Origin of the sequence: Bacillus sp. HNG (assembly GCF_003400205.1) — a bacterium.
In the GTDB taxonomy this organism is placed as follows: Bacteria; Bacillota; Bacilli; order Bacillales; family Bacillaceae_L; genus Ferdinandcohnia.
The window spans coordinates 1-13,989 of sequence record NZ_QUQV01000021.1 but is presented as its reverse complement, the minus strand read 5'-3'; the positions used below and the strand labels follow the sequence as shown (position 1 = coordinate 13,989).

At 37.3% G+C, this 13,989-nt stretch carries 12 protein-coding genes and 1 rRNA gene; 9 read left to right on the top strand and 4 right to left on the bottom strand.

Features of this window, described 5'->3' with window-relative positions; translation table 11 throughout:
* Nucleotides 1–69 precede the first annotated feature (69 nt).
* From jag to rpmH, 4 genes are all read right to left on the bottom strand, one after another.
* Complete coding sequence (jag, locus tag DZB84_RS22035) at nucleotides 70–690, bottom strand: RNA-binding cell elongation regulator Jag/EloR (RefSeq protein ID WP_116354449.1); 621 nt, start codon at nucleotides 688–690, stop codon at nucleotides 70–72.
* Entirely contained in the window at nucleotides 687–1,460 is a 774-nt protein-coding gene (gene spoIIIJ / locus DZB84_RS22030; protein ID WP_116354448.1) for a YidC family membrane integrase SpoIIIJ, read from the bottom strand. The genes jag and spoIIIJ overlap by 4 nt, the downstream gene beginning before the upstream one ends.
* 140 nt (nucleotides 1,461–1,600) lie before the next feature.
* A complete protein-coding gene (gene rnpA / locus DZB84_RS22025) occupies nucleotides 1,601–1,948 on the bottom strand; it encodes a ribonuclease P protein component (RefSeq protein ID WP_116354447.1) in 348 nt (115 codons plus the stop codon).
* Between the two features lie 61 nt (nucleotides 1,949–2,009).
* Nucleotides 2,010–2,144: a 50S ribosomal protein L34 gene (gene rpmH / locus DZB84_RS22020; RefSeq protein WP_057997955.1), complete on the bottom strand. Its 135-nt coding sequence runs from the start codon at nucleotides 2,142–2,144 to the stop codon at nucleotides 2,010–2,012.
* A 1,055-nt stretch (nucleotides 2,145–3,199) separates the two neighbouring features.
* Here rpmH and dnaA point away from each other — a divergent pair.
* From dnaA to DZB84_RS21975, 9 genes are all read left to right on the top strand, one after another.
* On the top strand, nucleotides 3,200–4,546 hold the full coding sequence (gene dnaA, locus DZB84_RS22015) for a chromosomal replication initiator protein DnaA (RefSeq protein WP_116354446.1): 1,347 nt from the start codon (nucleotides 3,200–3,202) through the stop codon (nucleotides 4,544–4,546).
* A 244-nt stretch (nucleotides 4,547–4,790) separates the two neighbouring features.
* On the top strand, nucleotides 4,791–5,927 hold the full coding sequence (gene dnaN, locus DZB84_RS22010; protein WP_116354445.1) for a DNA polymerase III subunit beta: 1,137 nt from the start codon (nucleotides 4,791–4,793) through the stop codon (nucleotides 5,925–5,927).
* A gap of 155 nt (nucleotides 5,928–6,082) precedes the next feature.
* Nucleotides 6,083–6,301 (top strand): S4 domain-containing protein YaaA, encoded by a 219-nt coding sequence (gene yaaA / locus DZB84_RS22005; RefSeq protein WP_116354444.1) that lies wholly within the window; start codon nucleotides 6,083–6,085, stop codon nucleotides 6,299–6,301.
* A gap of 42 nt (nucleotides 6,302–6,343) precedes the next feature.
* On the top strand, nucleotides 6,344–7,462 hold the full coding sequence (recF, locus tag DZB84_RS22000) for a DNA replication/repair protein RecF (RefSeq protein ID WP_116354443.1): 1,119 nt from the start codon (nucleotides 6,344–6,346) through the stop codon (nucleotides 7,460–7,462).
* Between the two features lie 11 nt (nucleotides 7,463–7,473).
* Nucleotides 7,474–7,737: an extracellular matrix regulator RemB gene (remB, locus tag DZB84_RS21995; RefSeq protein ID WP_116354442.1), complete on the top strand. Its 264-nt coding sequence runs from the start codon at nucleotides 7,474–7,476 to the stop codon at nucleotides 7,735–7,737.
* Nucleotides 7,738–7,803: 66 nt separating this feature from the next.
* Nucleotides 7,804–9,726 (top strand): DNA topoisomerase (ATP-hydrolyzing) subunit B, encoded by a 1,923-nt coding sequence (gene gyrB / locus DZB84_RS21990; RefSeq protein ID WP_116354485.1) that lies wholly within the window; start codon nucleotides 7,804–7,806, stop codon nucleotides 9,724–9,726.
* Between the two features lie 233 nt (nucleotides 9,727–9,959).
* Nucleotides 9,960–12,482 (top strand): DNA gyrase subunit A, encoded by a 2,523-nt coding sequence (gyrA, locus tag DZB84_RS21985; protein WP_116354441.1) that lies wholly within the window; start codon nucleotides 9,960–9,962, stop codon nucleotides 12,480–12,482.
* Nucleotides 12,483–12,574: 92 nt separating this feature from the next.
* On the top strand, nucleotides 12,575–13,642 hold the full coding sequence (locus DZB84_RS21980) for an HD-GYP domain-containing protein (RefSeq protein WP_116354440.1): 1,068 nt from the start codon (nucleotides 12,575–12,577) through the stop codon (nucleotides 13,640–13,642).
* 275 nt (nucleotides 13,643–13,917) lie between these two features.
* A 16S ribosomal RNA gene (locus tag DZB84_RS21975) occupies nucleotides 13,918–13,989 on the top strand; the annotation flags it as partial.

Here is a 13,989-nt window from a genome sequence, read left to right as displayed (position 1 = left end):
GACCGAGTCGCTTTCCCTATTAAAAAAGTGCACAAAAAAGCCTAGGCACATGCCTAGGCTCATCTCTATTTATTTTACTGGTGAAATCACAATATATCGGTTTGGATCTGAACCACTTGAAGATGTTTTAACCTTCGCATGATTGGCAAGGGCTGTATGAATCACCTTTCGTTCGTACGAAGGCATTGGCTCTAATTTAACATCCTGCTTTGTTCGATTTACTTTATCAGCAAGTCTTTCTGCCAATTGAACCAAGGTTTCTTCGCGTCGACCTCGATAGTTTTCAGCGTCCACCATAATATTTAAATAATGATCTGAAAATCGATTGGCAACCAGTTGTGTTAAATACTGTAATGAATTTAAGGTTTGGCCTCTTTTTCCTATTAACACAGCCATTTTTTCACCGGATAATTGGAAAGTCACATTCTTTCCATTTCGAAAAATATCCAATTTTGCTTGAACACCCATTGATGAAATAACCTTTTCTAAAAACTTTTGTGCCTCTTCGACCGGGTCGATTTTCACAGTTACTTTGACAACAGCTGGCTTTGTTCCAAAAATTCCAAATATCCCTTTTTTACCCTCATCGATGATTTGTATTTCGGTGCGGTCTCTTGTTGTACTTAGTTGAGCTAAAGCTGACTCTACTGCTTCATCGACGGTTTGCCCTGTAGCAGTTACTTGTTTCACTTTTTGGCTCCTCCCGCATCTCCAGACTTAGCCGCTCTAATATCTGGACCTTTTATTAAAATCGTTTGGACAATCATAAAGATGTTACCCACTACCCAGTATAAAGATAACGCTGCTGGGAAGCTGATCGCAAAGACAACAATCATAATTGGCATTAACCATAGCATCATTGCCATTTGTGGGTTATTTTCCATTCCCATCATCGTAATTTTCTGTTGGATAAATGTCGTTATACCAGCAACTAAAGGAAGAATATAATATGGATCTGACTCACCTAAGTCAAACCATAAGAAGTTGTGTTCAGCAATTTCTCTCGTTCTCATAATTGCATGGTAGAATCCAATTAAAATTGGCATTTGAATCAATAATGGGAAACATCCCGCTAGTGGATTGACACCATGTTTTTGGAAAAGCTGCATCGTTTCTTGTTGTAGCTTTTGTTGTGTTGCTTGGTCCTTTGAGCTGTATTTTTCACGAAGTGCTTTTAGCTCAGGTTGAATTGCTTGCATTGCTTTTGAACTCTTTGTTTGTTTGATCATTAATGGCAATAAAGCAAAACGAATTAAAAGAGTAACAATGATAATTGCTAAACCATAGTTGTTGCTAAAAAGTTCAGCAAAATAAGTAATCAGCCAGGATAATGGATAAACAAAATATTTGTTCCAAAACCCTGTACTTTCCGCGGTAATCGGATCATTTATTTGGGAACACCCAGATAATAGAAGAATTAATCCTATTAGCGCACTTATTAATAATATTCGCCTTTTCAACTACTTTTCCTCCTAGTTCTAAATATCCTAAAGGTAAATATATATTATGAAACATATTCATTCGAATAAAAATCAATATGTACCCTTGTATTCTACCATCTTTATAGTCAAATTTCTTTCTTTCCTTTGAAAAAAGTCGGCTATTTTTGGACTTTTTTTAACACTTTTGCCACCTTTAGTACATGAAGTAAGCTTTTCTTTACTTCTTCATAGTTCATCTCAGCAACAGGCTTCCTGGCAATGATCACATAATCCTTAATTTGAACCTGTTCTTTGTGCTCAAGAAAGAATTGACGAATCAATCGTTTAATGCGATTTCTAGTAACAGCGTTTCCAATTTTTTTACTGACGGATAAGCCAATGCGGAAATGCTCTAACTCTTCTCTATGATAGACGTAGACAATAAATTGCCGGTTGGCTGAAGATTTCCCTGATTTAAACACCGTTTGAAAATCTTGATTCTTTTTTATACGGTATTCTTTTTTCATTTTTTACAACTCCCGTACGGCATGTCCTTTTAGAAAAAAAGACCACTGAGCTTTCAGTGGCCTATGCTGATAATACTTTTCTTCCTTTTTGACGACGACGAGCAAGAACTTTACGTCCGTTTTTAGAGCTCATACGACTACGGAATCCGTGAACTTTACTGTGTTTACGTTTGCTTGGTTGATATGTTCTTTTCATATATGACACCTCCCTGAGGAATTAACTCTCAATTTACACATCAGACAGTCTTACTAATTATAGTGAAAATCAATAAAAGATGTCAACCTTATTTGAAGTACTATATTTTGGATAAAAAAATTCCTTCATAGAAAAAAGGCATTGAGATCGGTAACAGTTCCCTTAAATTTACTCAAACCTTAAATTCCCTCTTCTGCTTTTCTTGGTTGTCCAGCTTCAACGCCTAGAAATTCGAATAACTTCAGCTCCTCCGGCAGAGGCTAAAAGCGCCTCTTTGTCAGATTTCCCCCACACAGGAGGTGCTAGTACCGACTTAGCCACAGGACAAGGCATCTTAAGTTGGTCGGTTTTCTCACTTTTAAGCGAAGCATTTCAACTTATCTGTCTAGATCTAATGACTAGAAACCAGAGAATTTTCAATTCCTCTCGCTGAAGTGAAATATACCTCTTTGCCGGAGCTTCAGTTTTTCAATTCTATGCCAGTCACTTCCACTTTCCTTTTTTCCAGCTCCAGCGACTAGAAACTCGAGAAATTTCAGCTCCTCTGACAGAGGCTAAAAGCGCCTCTTTGTCGGAGCTTCCAATTTTCTCGTTTCTGGGCGAGTCGCTTCCGCTTTTCTTGGTTGTGGACAACTTTTTTCGACAGTTTTTTTAATCCACAACAATTATCGACAAGTTTTACACATCATCTTGTGTTGTGGATAATTATTTTCCACAAGGTATAGATTATGTGGATAAGTTTTCAAAAACCATTGATTATCTAGTTATTATCTGATATTATAGTTTTGTTTTCACTCGTAATAAGTTATCAACAATTTTTATTTATCCACAGATTGTGGATATCGTGTGGATAGATTTTTCAACATTGTGAATAGAGACTTGTCCACAACCAGTGGATTATGTCGAAAAGATGTTTTCCTACTATATTATATAGTTATTCACATTTTACTAATATGCATATTTATAAATACCTATTCATTCACAAATAAAAATTTGCATAAAGACTTATTTTTATACATTTTTAAAACATATTTAGAAAAAAAGGAGGGATATTGTTGGAGAATATTGCAGATTTATGGGCAAAAGCACTCCAGGAGATCGAGAAAAAGTTAAGCAAACCTAGCTTTGAAACATGGCTGAAATCAACAAAGGCCCATGCCCTACAAAAAGATACACTTATTATTACAGCTCCTAATGAGTTTGCTAGAGATTGGCTAGAATCTAGATATCTGCATCTAATCGCTGAAACAATTTACGATTTAACCGGTGCAGAACTCGGAATCAAATTTATTATTCCTCAAAATCAACTAGATGAAGAATTCGAATTGAAAACACCTGAGAAAAAAGCTACGAAACAAGATGAACCAGCTGAACACTCTCAAAACATGCTAAATCAAAAATATACATTCGACACATTTGTAATTGGATCTGGTAATCGCTTCGCACATGCTGCATCCTTAGCCGTTGCAGAAGCACCAGCAAAAGCCTATAACCCACTCTTTCTATATGGTGGAGTTGGATTAGGTAAAACCCATTTGATGCATTCAATTGGTCATTATGTCCAGGAGCATAATCCAAATGCGAAAGTGGTCTATCTCTCATCAGAAAAATTTACAAATGAATTCATTAACTCCATTCGGGATAACAAAGCTGTTGAATTTCGAAATAAATACCGAAATGTCGACATCTTACTTATAGATGATATTCAATTTCTGGCCGGAAAAGAATCTACCCAGGAAGAATTTTTCCATACATTTAATACCTTGCATGAAGAAAGTAAGCAAATCGTCATTTCGAGTGACAGACCACCGAAGGAGATTCCAACATTAGAGGATAGGCTTCGCTCCCGTTTCGAATGGGGATTAATTACCGATATTACCCCTCCAGATCTTGAAACGAGGATTGCCATTTTACGCAAAAAGGCAAAGGCAGAGGGACTCGACATTCCAAATGAAGTTATGCTTTATATTGCGAACCAAATCAACACGAATATTCGTGAGCTTGAGGGTGCGCTTATTCGCATCGTTGCCTACTCTTCTTTAATTAATAAAGACATAAATGCGGATCTTGCTGCAGAAGCTTTAAAAGATATCATTCCAAGTTCAAGACCAAAAGTGATCACCATTTTTGAAATTCAAAAGGTCGTTGGACAGCACTATAATATAAAGCTTGAGGATTTTAAAGCAAAAAAACGTACAAAATCAATTGCCTTCCCTCGCCAAATTGCGATGTATCTATCAAGGGAAATGACAGATAACTCACTCCCTAAAATTGGAGAGGAATTTGGAGGACGTGACCATACAACGGTTATTCACGCCCATGAGAAAATCACAAACCTATTGAAAACAGACACACAATTACAAAAACAAATAAATGAAATCATCACCCAATTAAAGGGCTAAGGAAATTATCTTTTATTTTGGACAAGTACTTGTACAGTGAATACTGTGAATAACTTCTTTGTTGTTGCGCACAGTCTGTCCACATGTGGATAGGCTGTTTTGATTTGCTTTATTCTAGTTATCCACATATCAACAGGACCTACTAGTACTTCTACGATTTTTTCTTTTAAAAAATATATAAATATATAACTTACAAATGTATTCGCATGAAATCAAAAATAGAACCATCTTAGGAGGATTTTTGATGAAATTTATCATTCAAAGAGACTATCTTGTTCGAAGTGTTCAAGATGTAATGAAAGCTGTATCTTCAAGAACAACTATTCCAATTTTAACGGGGATAAAAATTGTCACAACAACTGAAGGCGTAACTCTAACAGGAAGCGATTCTGATGTTTCAATCGAATCCTTTATACCTACTGAAGAAGCTGGAGATGAAATTGTTGAAGTTAAAGAGACAGGAAGCATTGTTTTACAAGCTCGTTTCTTTAGTGAAATTGTTAAAAAGCTTCCTAAGGATACTGTTGAAATAGAAGTTCATTCCAACCTACTTACGATTATCCGTTCAGGTAAAGCTGAATTTAATTTAAATGGTCTAGATGCTGATGAATATCCACATTTACCACAAATTGAAGGTAATCATGGATTTAGCATTCCAGCAGATCTACTAAAAAATATGATTCGTCAAACAGTTTTTGCTGTATCAACATCTGAAACGCGACCTATTTTAACCGGTGTAAACTGGAAGGTTGAAAACAATACACTACAATGTATCGCAACAGATAGCCACCGACTTGCAATGAGAACGGCAACGATTGAAACAGAGAATGATGGATCTTATAGTGCTGTGATCCCAGGAAAGAGCTTAAACGAATTAAGTAAAATCTTAGATGATACAACTGATTTGGTGGATATCGTCATAACTGAAAACCAAATACTATTTAAAACAAAGCATTTGTTATTCTTCTCTCGTTTATTAGATGGCAGCTATCCAGATACATCTAGATTGATTCCTACTGAAAGTAAAACGGAGATCGTTTTAGCAACAAAGGAATTTTTACAATCAATCGATCGAGCTTCTCTGCTTGCAAGAGAAGCAAATAACAATGTTGTAAAATTTACGACTTTACCTGAAGGAGTTGTCGAAATTTCGTCCACATCCCCTGAAATTGGAAAGGTAAATGAGGAAATACAAACTAAATCAATTGACGGTGAAGAATTAAAGATTTCTTTTAGTGCAAAATATATGATGGATGCATTAAAAGCAATAGAAAGCTCTGAAATTCGAATTAGCTTTACCGGTGCAATGAGACCGTTCTATATAAAAGCACTTGATGACGATACAGTCTTTCACTTAATTCTCCCAGTGCGTACTTATTAAATTGATTAAAGACTAAGAATGCCACGTCCTGTGGCAAACGTCTTTGTGACCCACCTCGTGTGGGCCTAAAAAGGAACTACTAGGCCGTAAAAACCTAGTAGTTTTCTTTTCTAGTTGTGGTTTCTTTAGTAAAATAAAAGAAAGAAGGCGAAAAAATGGCAAAAGAAATAGAAATTTCGACAGACTTTATCACATTAGGACAGTTTTTAAAGCTTGCGGAAGTCATCCAATCGGGTGGTATGGCAAAGTGGTTTCTTAGTGAACATGAAGTCTACGTGAATGAAGAGCTAGAGAATCGCCGCGGAAAAAAGCTAGTTGATAAGGATGTGGTTGACATCCCTGGCTTTGGAACATTTGTCATATCAAAAGCTTAGCCCGGGAGATTTCCCTGGCGCTTAGCGCAAAGGGTGAATCCATTGTTCATTGAAGAAATAGAACTAACGAATTATCGTAACTATGAAAAATTGTCCATCGAATTCGAAAATAAAGTCAATGTCATTCTAGGTGAAAATGCACAGGGCAAAACAAATGTGATGGAATCCATCTATGTTTTAGCGATGGCGAAATCACATCGTACCTCAAATGATAAAGAATTGATTCGCTGGGATGAAGAATATGCTAAAATAGAAGGTAGGGTTCAAAAAAGGAACGGTCCCCTATCCTTGCAGCTTGTTATTTCTAAAAAGGGTAAGAAAGCAAAAAGTAATCATTTGGAGCAGCAAAAGCTGAGCCAATATGTTGGAAATATGAATGTGGTCATGTTTGCCCCTGAAGATTTAAATCTTGTTAAGGGAAGTCCACAGGTGAGAAGACGATTTATTGATATGGAAATTGGTCAAGTGTCGCCTGTTTATTTACACGACCTAAGCCAGTATCAAAAAATTCTCCACCAGCGAAACCACTATTTAAAACAGCTTCAGACTAAAAAGCAACACGATCAAACAATGCTTGATGTATTAACCTCACAATTAATTCAAGCAGCAGCAAAAATTGTCAAAAAACGATTTGAATTTCTCGTATTATTACAGAAATGGGCTGAACCCATCCATCATGGAATCAGTAGAGGGCTCGAAACGCTTCAAATTGAATATAAACCGTCTATTGAGGTATTAGAAACCGCTGATTTGTCGAAAATGGTAGATGTATACGACGAAAAATTTGCTAAAATAAGAGAGAGGGAAATTGAAAGAGGCGTTACATTAGCGGGGCCACATCGGGATGACCTTGCATTTTTTGTGAATGGAAAGGATGTTCAAACCTTTGGATCCCAAGGACAGCAACGTACAACAGCCCTATCATTAAAGTTAGCAGAGATAGAATTAATTCAAGCAGAAATTGGGGAATATCCAATTCTACTACTAGACGATGTCCTTTCGGAGTTGGATGATTTTAGACAGTCCCATTTATTAAATACAATTCAAGGCAAAGTGCAAACCTTTGTCACAACAACAAGCGTAGAGGGAATCACTCATGATACACTGAAGCAAGCAGCTACTTATGCTGTGTCTGCAGGAGTTATAACAAAGCTAAAATGAGGTGATGAGGTTTGTTCATACATTTGGGAGATAATGTTATGGTTCGTTCATCAGATGTCATTACGATATTAGATCGACAGCTTTTAAAATCCTCCTCTATCGTTAATGAATTTTTAGATGTACAAAAAGACAGAGTGGTAGAATTGTCTAATGGGAATACAAAATCAGTCGTGGTAACGGTAGATAACGTATATTTTTCACCTTTGTCCTCTAGTACATTGAAAAAACGTTCACAGCAAGTATCTGATTTTGAAACCATTTTAGAAGAGATATAAGGATAAAGAGTGACTCGAAACTCGACTTTTTTTCGTTAAAATAAAGTGTAGGTGATATTGGTGGCAATGGAAGAAAAAGAATTGCAACAACAAGAATATGATGAGAGTCAAATTCAGGTTTTAGAAGGTTTAGAAGCGGTAAGAAAACGCCCAGGTATGTATATTGGTTCAACATCTGGAAAAGGATTGCACCATTTAGTATGGGAAATTGTCGATAATAGTATTGACGAGGCATTAGCAGGTTATTGCGATGAGATTAATGTCATCATCGAAGAAGATAATAGCATTACCGTAAAAGACAATGGACGTGGTATACCAGTCGGAATTCAAGAAAAAATGGGTCGTCCAGCTGTCGAAGTCATTATGACTGTCCTTCATGCCGGAGGAAAATTTGACGGTGGCGGTTACAAGGTTTCTGGTGGTTTACACGGAGTTGGTGCGTCTGTTGTTAACGCCCTGTCGACTAATCTAGAGGTATATGTACACCGAGATGGTAAAATCCATTATATTGCTTTTGAACGTGGTCATGTCGTTTCTGAATTAAAGGTAATCGGCGAAACAGATCATACAGGTACAACAACGCATTTTAAACCAGATGGTGAAATCTTCACAGAAACACTAGAGTATGACTTTGATACACTAGCAACCCGTCTTCGTGAACTTGCCTTCTTAACAAGAGGCGTTAAAATCACAATTGAAGATAAACGTGAAGAAAACAAGCGTAGGGAATACCATTATGAAGGTGGAATCAAATCGTACGTTGAACACCTTAATCGTACAAAAGAAGTAATTCATGAAGAGCCAGTGTTTGTTGAAGGTGAAAAGGAAGGAATCGCAATAGAGATTGCCCTTCAATATAACGATAGCTATACAAGTAATATCTATTCATTCGCAAACAACATCCACACTTATGAAGGTGGAACTCATGAATCAGGGTTTAAAACAGCGTTAACTCGAATTATCAATGATTATGCGCGCAAAAATAATATTTTTAAAGAAAATGATACGAATTTAACGGGTGACGATGTTCGTGAAGGACTAACTGCGATTATTTCTGTTAAGCATCCAGACCCACAATTCGAAGGACAAACTAAAACAAAGCTTGGAAACAGTGAAGCAAGAACGATTACTGAATCTGTGTTTTCTGAGAAGTTTGAAGCCTTTTTATTAGAAAATCCATCAGTCGCTCGAAAAATTGTCGATAAAGGAACGATGGCAGCAAGAGCTCGTATGGCTGCGAAAAAGGCACGTGAATTAACAAGAAGAAAAAGTGCATTAGAGGTTTCAAGCCTACCTGGAAAACTGGCTGATTGCTCATCGAAGGATCCTTCCATTAGTGAGCTTTACATCGTTGAGGGTGATTCAGCGGGTGGATCAGCAAAGCAGGGTCGTGACCGTCACTTCCAGGCAATTCTGCCACTTCGAGGAAAAATTCTTAACGTCGAAAAGGCAAGACTCGACCGCATTTTATCAAATAATGAAGTGCGTTCTATGATCACAGCACTAGGTACAGGTATTGGAGAAGACTTTGATATTTCAAAAGCACGTTATCATAAGGTTGTCATTATGACTGATGCCGATGTTGATGGTGCGCATATTCGGACTTTATTATTGACATTCTTCTATCGCTTTATGCGTCAGATTATTGAACATGGATTTGTCTATATTGCACAACCGCCATTATACAAAATCCAACAAGGTAAACGTGTTGAATATGCGTATGATGACCGAGAACTTGAAAAATATTTAGCAGAAATGCCAAGCAATCCAAAGCCAGGTATTCAGCGCTACAAGGGTCTTGGAGAAATGAATCCTGAGCAACTTTGGGAAACGACCATGGACCCAAACAACCGTACGATGCTACAGGTTACCCTTCAGGATGCAATTGAAGCGGATGAAACCTTTGAAATGCTTATGGGTGACAAGGTTGAGCCAAGACGTAATTTCATTGAAGAAAATGCACAATACGTGAAAAACTTAGACGTTTAATGATTTTATGCAGGATAGTTCTGATGTCTAGCTTCAGGTGCCATCTGCTCTCTGATCATAAGCCAATCACTTCAGAAGGTAAAATACACCTTTTGTCGGTGCTTGTCTTATCTCACCGAAAGCTTCGCACCTTGTGCTTTTCGTAACTATCCTGTGTTTTGGTTACATATATGGAATGGGTTAAAATAAGAATCCGATTTATTTTATACCCCTGATAAGGGAGGTTTCTTTTTATGTCTGAAAATCAAAATTCGCATATTCATGAGATTAATATAAGCCAAGAGATGAAAACATCATTTTTAGACTACGCGATGAGTGTTATTGTGTCACGTGCCCTACCGGATGTTCGTGATGGCCTAAAGCCTGTACACCGCCGGATTTTATATGCGATGAACGACTTAGGTATGACATCTGATAAAGCTTATAAAAAGTCAGCTCGTATCGTTGGTGAAGTAATTGGTAAATATCACCCACACGGGGACTCTGCGGTTTACGATACGATGGTTCGTATGGCCCAGGACTTTAACTACCGCTATATGCTAATTGACGGCCATGGTAACTTCGGTTCTGTCGATGGTGACGCAGCCGCAGCGATGCGTTATACGGAAGCACGTATGTCTAAAATTTCAATGGAGCTTTTGCGTGATATCAACAAGGACACCATTGACTACCAGGACAACTACGATGGTTCTGAAAGAGAACCAGCCGTTCTACCTGCCCGATTCCCTAACCTTCTAGTAAATGGAGCAGCGGGTATTGCCGTAGGTATGGCGACGAATGTCCCACCACATCAATTAGGTGAAGTTATTGATGGAGTCTTGGCAGTTAGTAAAGATCCTGAGATAACAATTGCTGAGTTGATGGATATTATACCTGGTCCAGACTTCCCAACTTCTGGTCATATTCTTGGTAGAAGCGGGATAAGAAAAGCCTATGAAACTGGAAAAGGCTCGATTACCCTACGCGCAAAAGTTGAAATTGAACAGATGAAAAATGGGAAGGAAGTTATTCTCGTAACTGAACTTCCATACCAAGTAAACAAAGCGAAATTAATTGAAAAAATTGCAGAATTAGTTCGTGATAAAAAAATTGATGGTATAACGGATCTTCGTGATGAATCAGACCGTAACGGTATGAGAATCGTGATGGAAGTAAGAAGAGACGCCAATGCAAATGTTCTTTTAAATAATTTATATAAACATACTGCATTGCAAACAACGTTTGGTATCAATATGCTTGCCCTTGTGAATGGTCATCCACGGGTTCTAAACTTAAAGCAATGCTTACAATATTACTTAGACCATCAGGTAGTAGTCATTAAACGTAGAACAGCATTTGAACTTCGAAAAGCTGAAGCAAGAGCACATATCTTAGAAGGATTACGTATTGCGTTAGATCATATTGATGAAATTATTACGTTAATTCGTGGATCTCAAACTACAGATATTGCTCGCGAAGGCTTAATGACAAGATTTAATCTATCTGAAAAACAAGCACAAGCGATTTTAGACATGCGCTTGCAGCGTTTAACAGGTTTAGAACGCGATAAGATTGAAGCGGAATACCAAGAGCTTGTCGCATTAATTGCAGAATTAAAAGCAATTCTAGCAGACGAAGAAAAAGTACTCGAAATCATTCGTGAAGAGCTTCTAGAAATTAAAGAACGTTTTAACGATACAAGACGCACTGAAATTCTAGCAGGCGGATATGAAATGATTGAAGACGAAGACTTAATCCCAAGAGAGAATATCATTTTAACTCTCACAAACAAAGGGTATATTAAACGTCTTCCAGTATCAACATACCGTAGCCAAAAACGAGGCGGTCGAGGAATCCAAGGAATGGGTACAAATGAAGATGACTTTGTTGAACAGCTTTTATCAACATCCACCCATGATACTATCCTATTCTTCACAAATAAAGGAAAAGTCTACCGTCTTAAAGGGTATGAAATTCCTGAATTTAGTAGAACAGCAAAAGGAATTCCAATCATTAACCTACTCGAAATTGATAAAGAAGAATGGATCAATGCAATTATTCCAGTATCTGAGCTTGTCGATGATTGGTTCTTATTCTTTACAACGAGAAAAGGCATTTCAAAACGTACTCCACTTTCATCCTTTGCCAATATTCGTAAAGGTGGTTTAATCGCGGTTGGACTTCATGAAGGTGACGAACTTATATCTGTACGTCTTACAGATGGCTCAAAGGATATTATCATTGGAACGAAAGATGGTATGCTCATTCGCTTCCCAGAATCTGATGTAAGATCCATGGGTCGTACTGCTGCGGGGGTTAAAGGAATTAACCTATCCGAAGGTGACGAAGTAGTAGGAATGGAAATATTAGAAGACAATCTAGATGTCCTCATTGTCACTGAACTTGGCTATGGAAAACGTACCCCAGCAAGTGAATACCGGATCCAAAGCCGTGGTGGTAAGGGACTAAAAACAGTTAATATCACCGAAAAGAATGGAAAGGTTATTGCTGTTAAGGCTGTAACAGAGGAAAGTGACCTCATGCTTATTACTGCTGATGGTGTACTAATTAGAATGGCAATCAGCGATATCTCGCAAATTGGCCGTACAACTCAAGGGGTTAAGCTCATCCGTTTAGATGAAAATGGACATGTAGCAACAGTTGCTGTCGTTGAAAAGGAAGAGGAAGAAGAAGAGCACGATGTTGAAACTGAGGGAACTGCAGAAGAAACAGTAACTGAAGTACAACAATCAGAAACCGAAGACGAAATTGAATAAATTGTCTAAAAAGGGAAATGCTGCAGTGCAGTATTTCTCTTTTTTTGGTAAAATGATTCTAGTATTCGAATGAGAGACGAGGGCGGAATAATATGCGTGTAAGAATAAGCCAACTACAAGAGGGATGTATTCTGTCAAATGACATTTTTTCTTTAACAAATAAACCAATCATTCCCAAAAAAACTGTTTTAGCTTCCGAACATATCCATGTGCTTGAGGCATTTTTAGTAAAAGATGTGCAGGTTGAATCCTTTTTAATCAATGGAGAGCCTTTTACCCCAACTGACCAAATAGTAGAAATCGATGTTACGGAAAAAGAAAGTTCAATTGTGGAGGGTTATCTCAAATCGGTAAAGGAATACAAGCAAATATTCCAAAGTTGGCAGGCTGGTGCACTTGTCGAGATTTCAAAAGTTCGCCAAATTATTCTCCCATTATTTAAAAGAATACAGGAACAACCTAAAGAACTTTTCTCCTTACATAGATATACAAATCGGGAAGACTATATCTACCATCACTCCGTCATGCTAGGCTTGCTTTCAGGGTATTTAGGGAAAAAACTAAAATATAGCGATGCTGATTGCAACCATCTAGCGATAGCGGGACTACTCAGTGATTGTGGAATGTCAAAAATAGATCCTAAAATTCTTTTAAAGAATTCATCATTAACATTAGCTGAATATAATGAAGTAAAAAAGCATCCTTTATACAGCTATCGCATGATTGAAAAGATACCACTTGTAAAAGATAGCGTAAAATTAGCAGTATTCCAGCATCACGAACGGATAGATGGAACCGGCTATGTGCTAGGGGTAAACGGGGAAAGACTACATCCATTCAGTAAAATAGTAGCAGTAGCTGATGTGTACTCGGCAATAACCCTAGAAAGACCCTACAGCAACCGCCAATCCCCTTTCAAAGCCCTCGAGGAAATCAGAAGGGAATCGTTTGGGAAGTTTGACATGGAAGTTGTTGAGGCGTTAACAAACGGAGTTGGAAACATTTCAATTGGAACAAAAATAAAGCTCTCGAATGGTCAATCAGGAGAGATTGTATTTATTGATAAATCTCAACCAACAAGGCCTTTACTAAAGATTAGCGAAAGTGAGTTTTTAGATTTAAAAAAATACCGAGAAATCTTCATAGAAGAGATCATTTAATTACCTCCAAATGTGGAGGTTTTATTTTTTTGTAAGAAGTAAAGTTAAATAATATTTTATTACTTAAATACTTGATAATAAGTTTATTTCCGTTTATACTTTTAAAGTTGTGTCCGCAAGAATTATTATTTTAAAAAAGTAATTGACTTTATTAATGATAATATGATATATTAATAAAGTCGCTTGAGAGCGATAATGAAGTTCTTTGAAAACTAAACATAATACAAGCGTCAACGTTAATTCTAAGTAACAAACTTATTGAGCAATCAATACTCTTATTGGAGAGTTTGATCCTGGCTCAGGATGAACGCTGGCGGCGTGCCTAATACATGCAAGTCGAGCGAATC

Coding starts and splice junctions, on each gene's coding strand:
- gyrA (WP_116354441.1), top strand. CDS start 9,960: ATGTCTGAAAATCAAAATTCGCATATTCATGAGATTAATATAAGCCAA.
- gyrB (WP_116354485.1), top strand. CDS start 7,804: ATGGAAGAAAAAGAATTGCAACAACAAGAATATGATGAGAGTCAAATT.
- dnaN (WP_116354445.1), top strand. CDS start 4,791: ATGAAATTTATCATTCAAAGAGACTATCTTGTTCGAAGTGTTCAAGAT.
- rnpA (WP_116354447.1), bottom strand. CDS start 1,948: ATGAAAAAAGAATACCGTATAAAAAAGAATCAAGATTTTCAAACGGTG.
- yaaA (WP_116354444.1), top strand. CDS start 6,083: ATGGCAAAAGAAATAGAAATTTCGACAGACTTTATCACATTAGGACAG.
- DZB84_RS21980 (WP_116354440.1), top strand. CDS start 12,575: ATGCGTGTAAGAATAAGCCAACTACAAGAGGGATGTATTCTGTCAAAT.
- rpmH (WP_057997955.1), bottom strand. CDS start 2,144: ATGAAAAGAACATATCAACCAAGCAAACGTAAACACAGTAAAGTTCAC.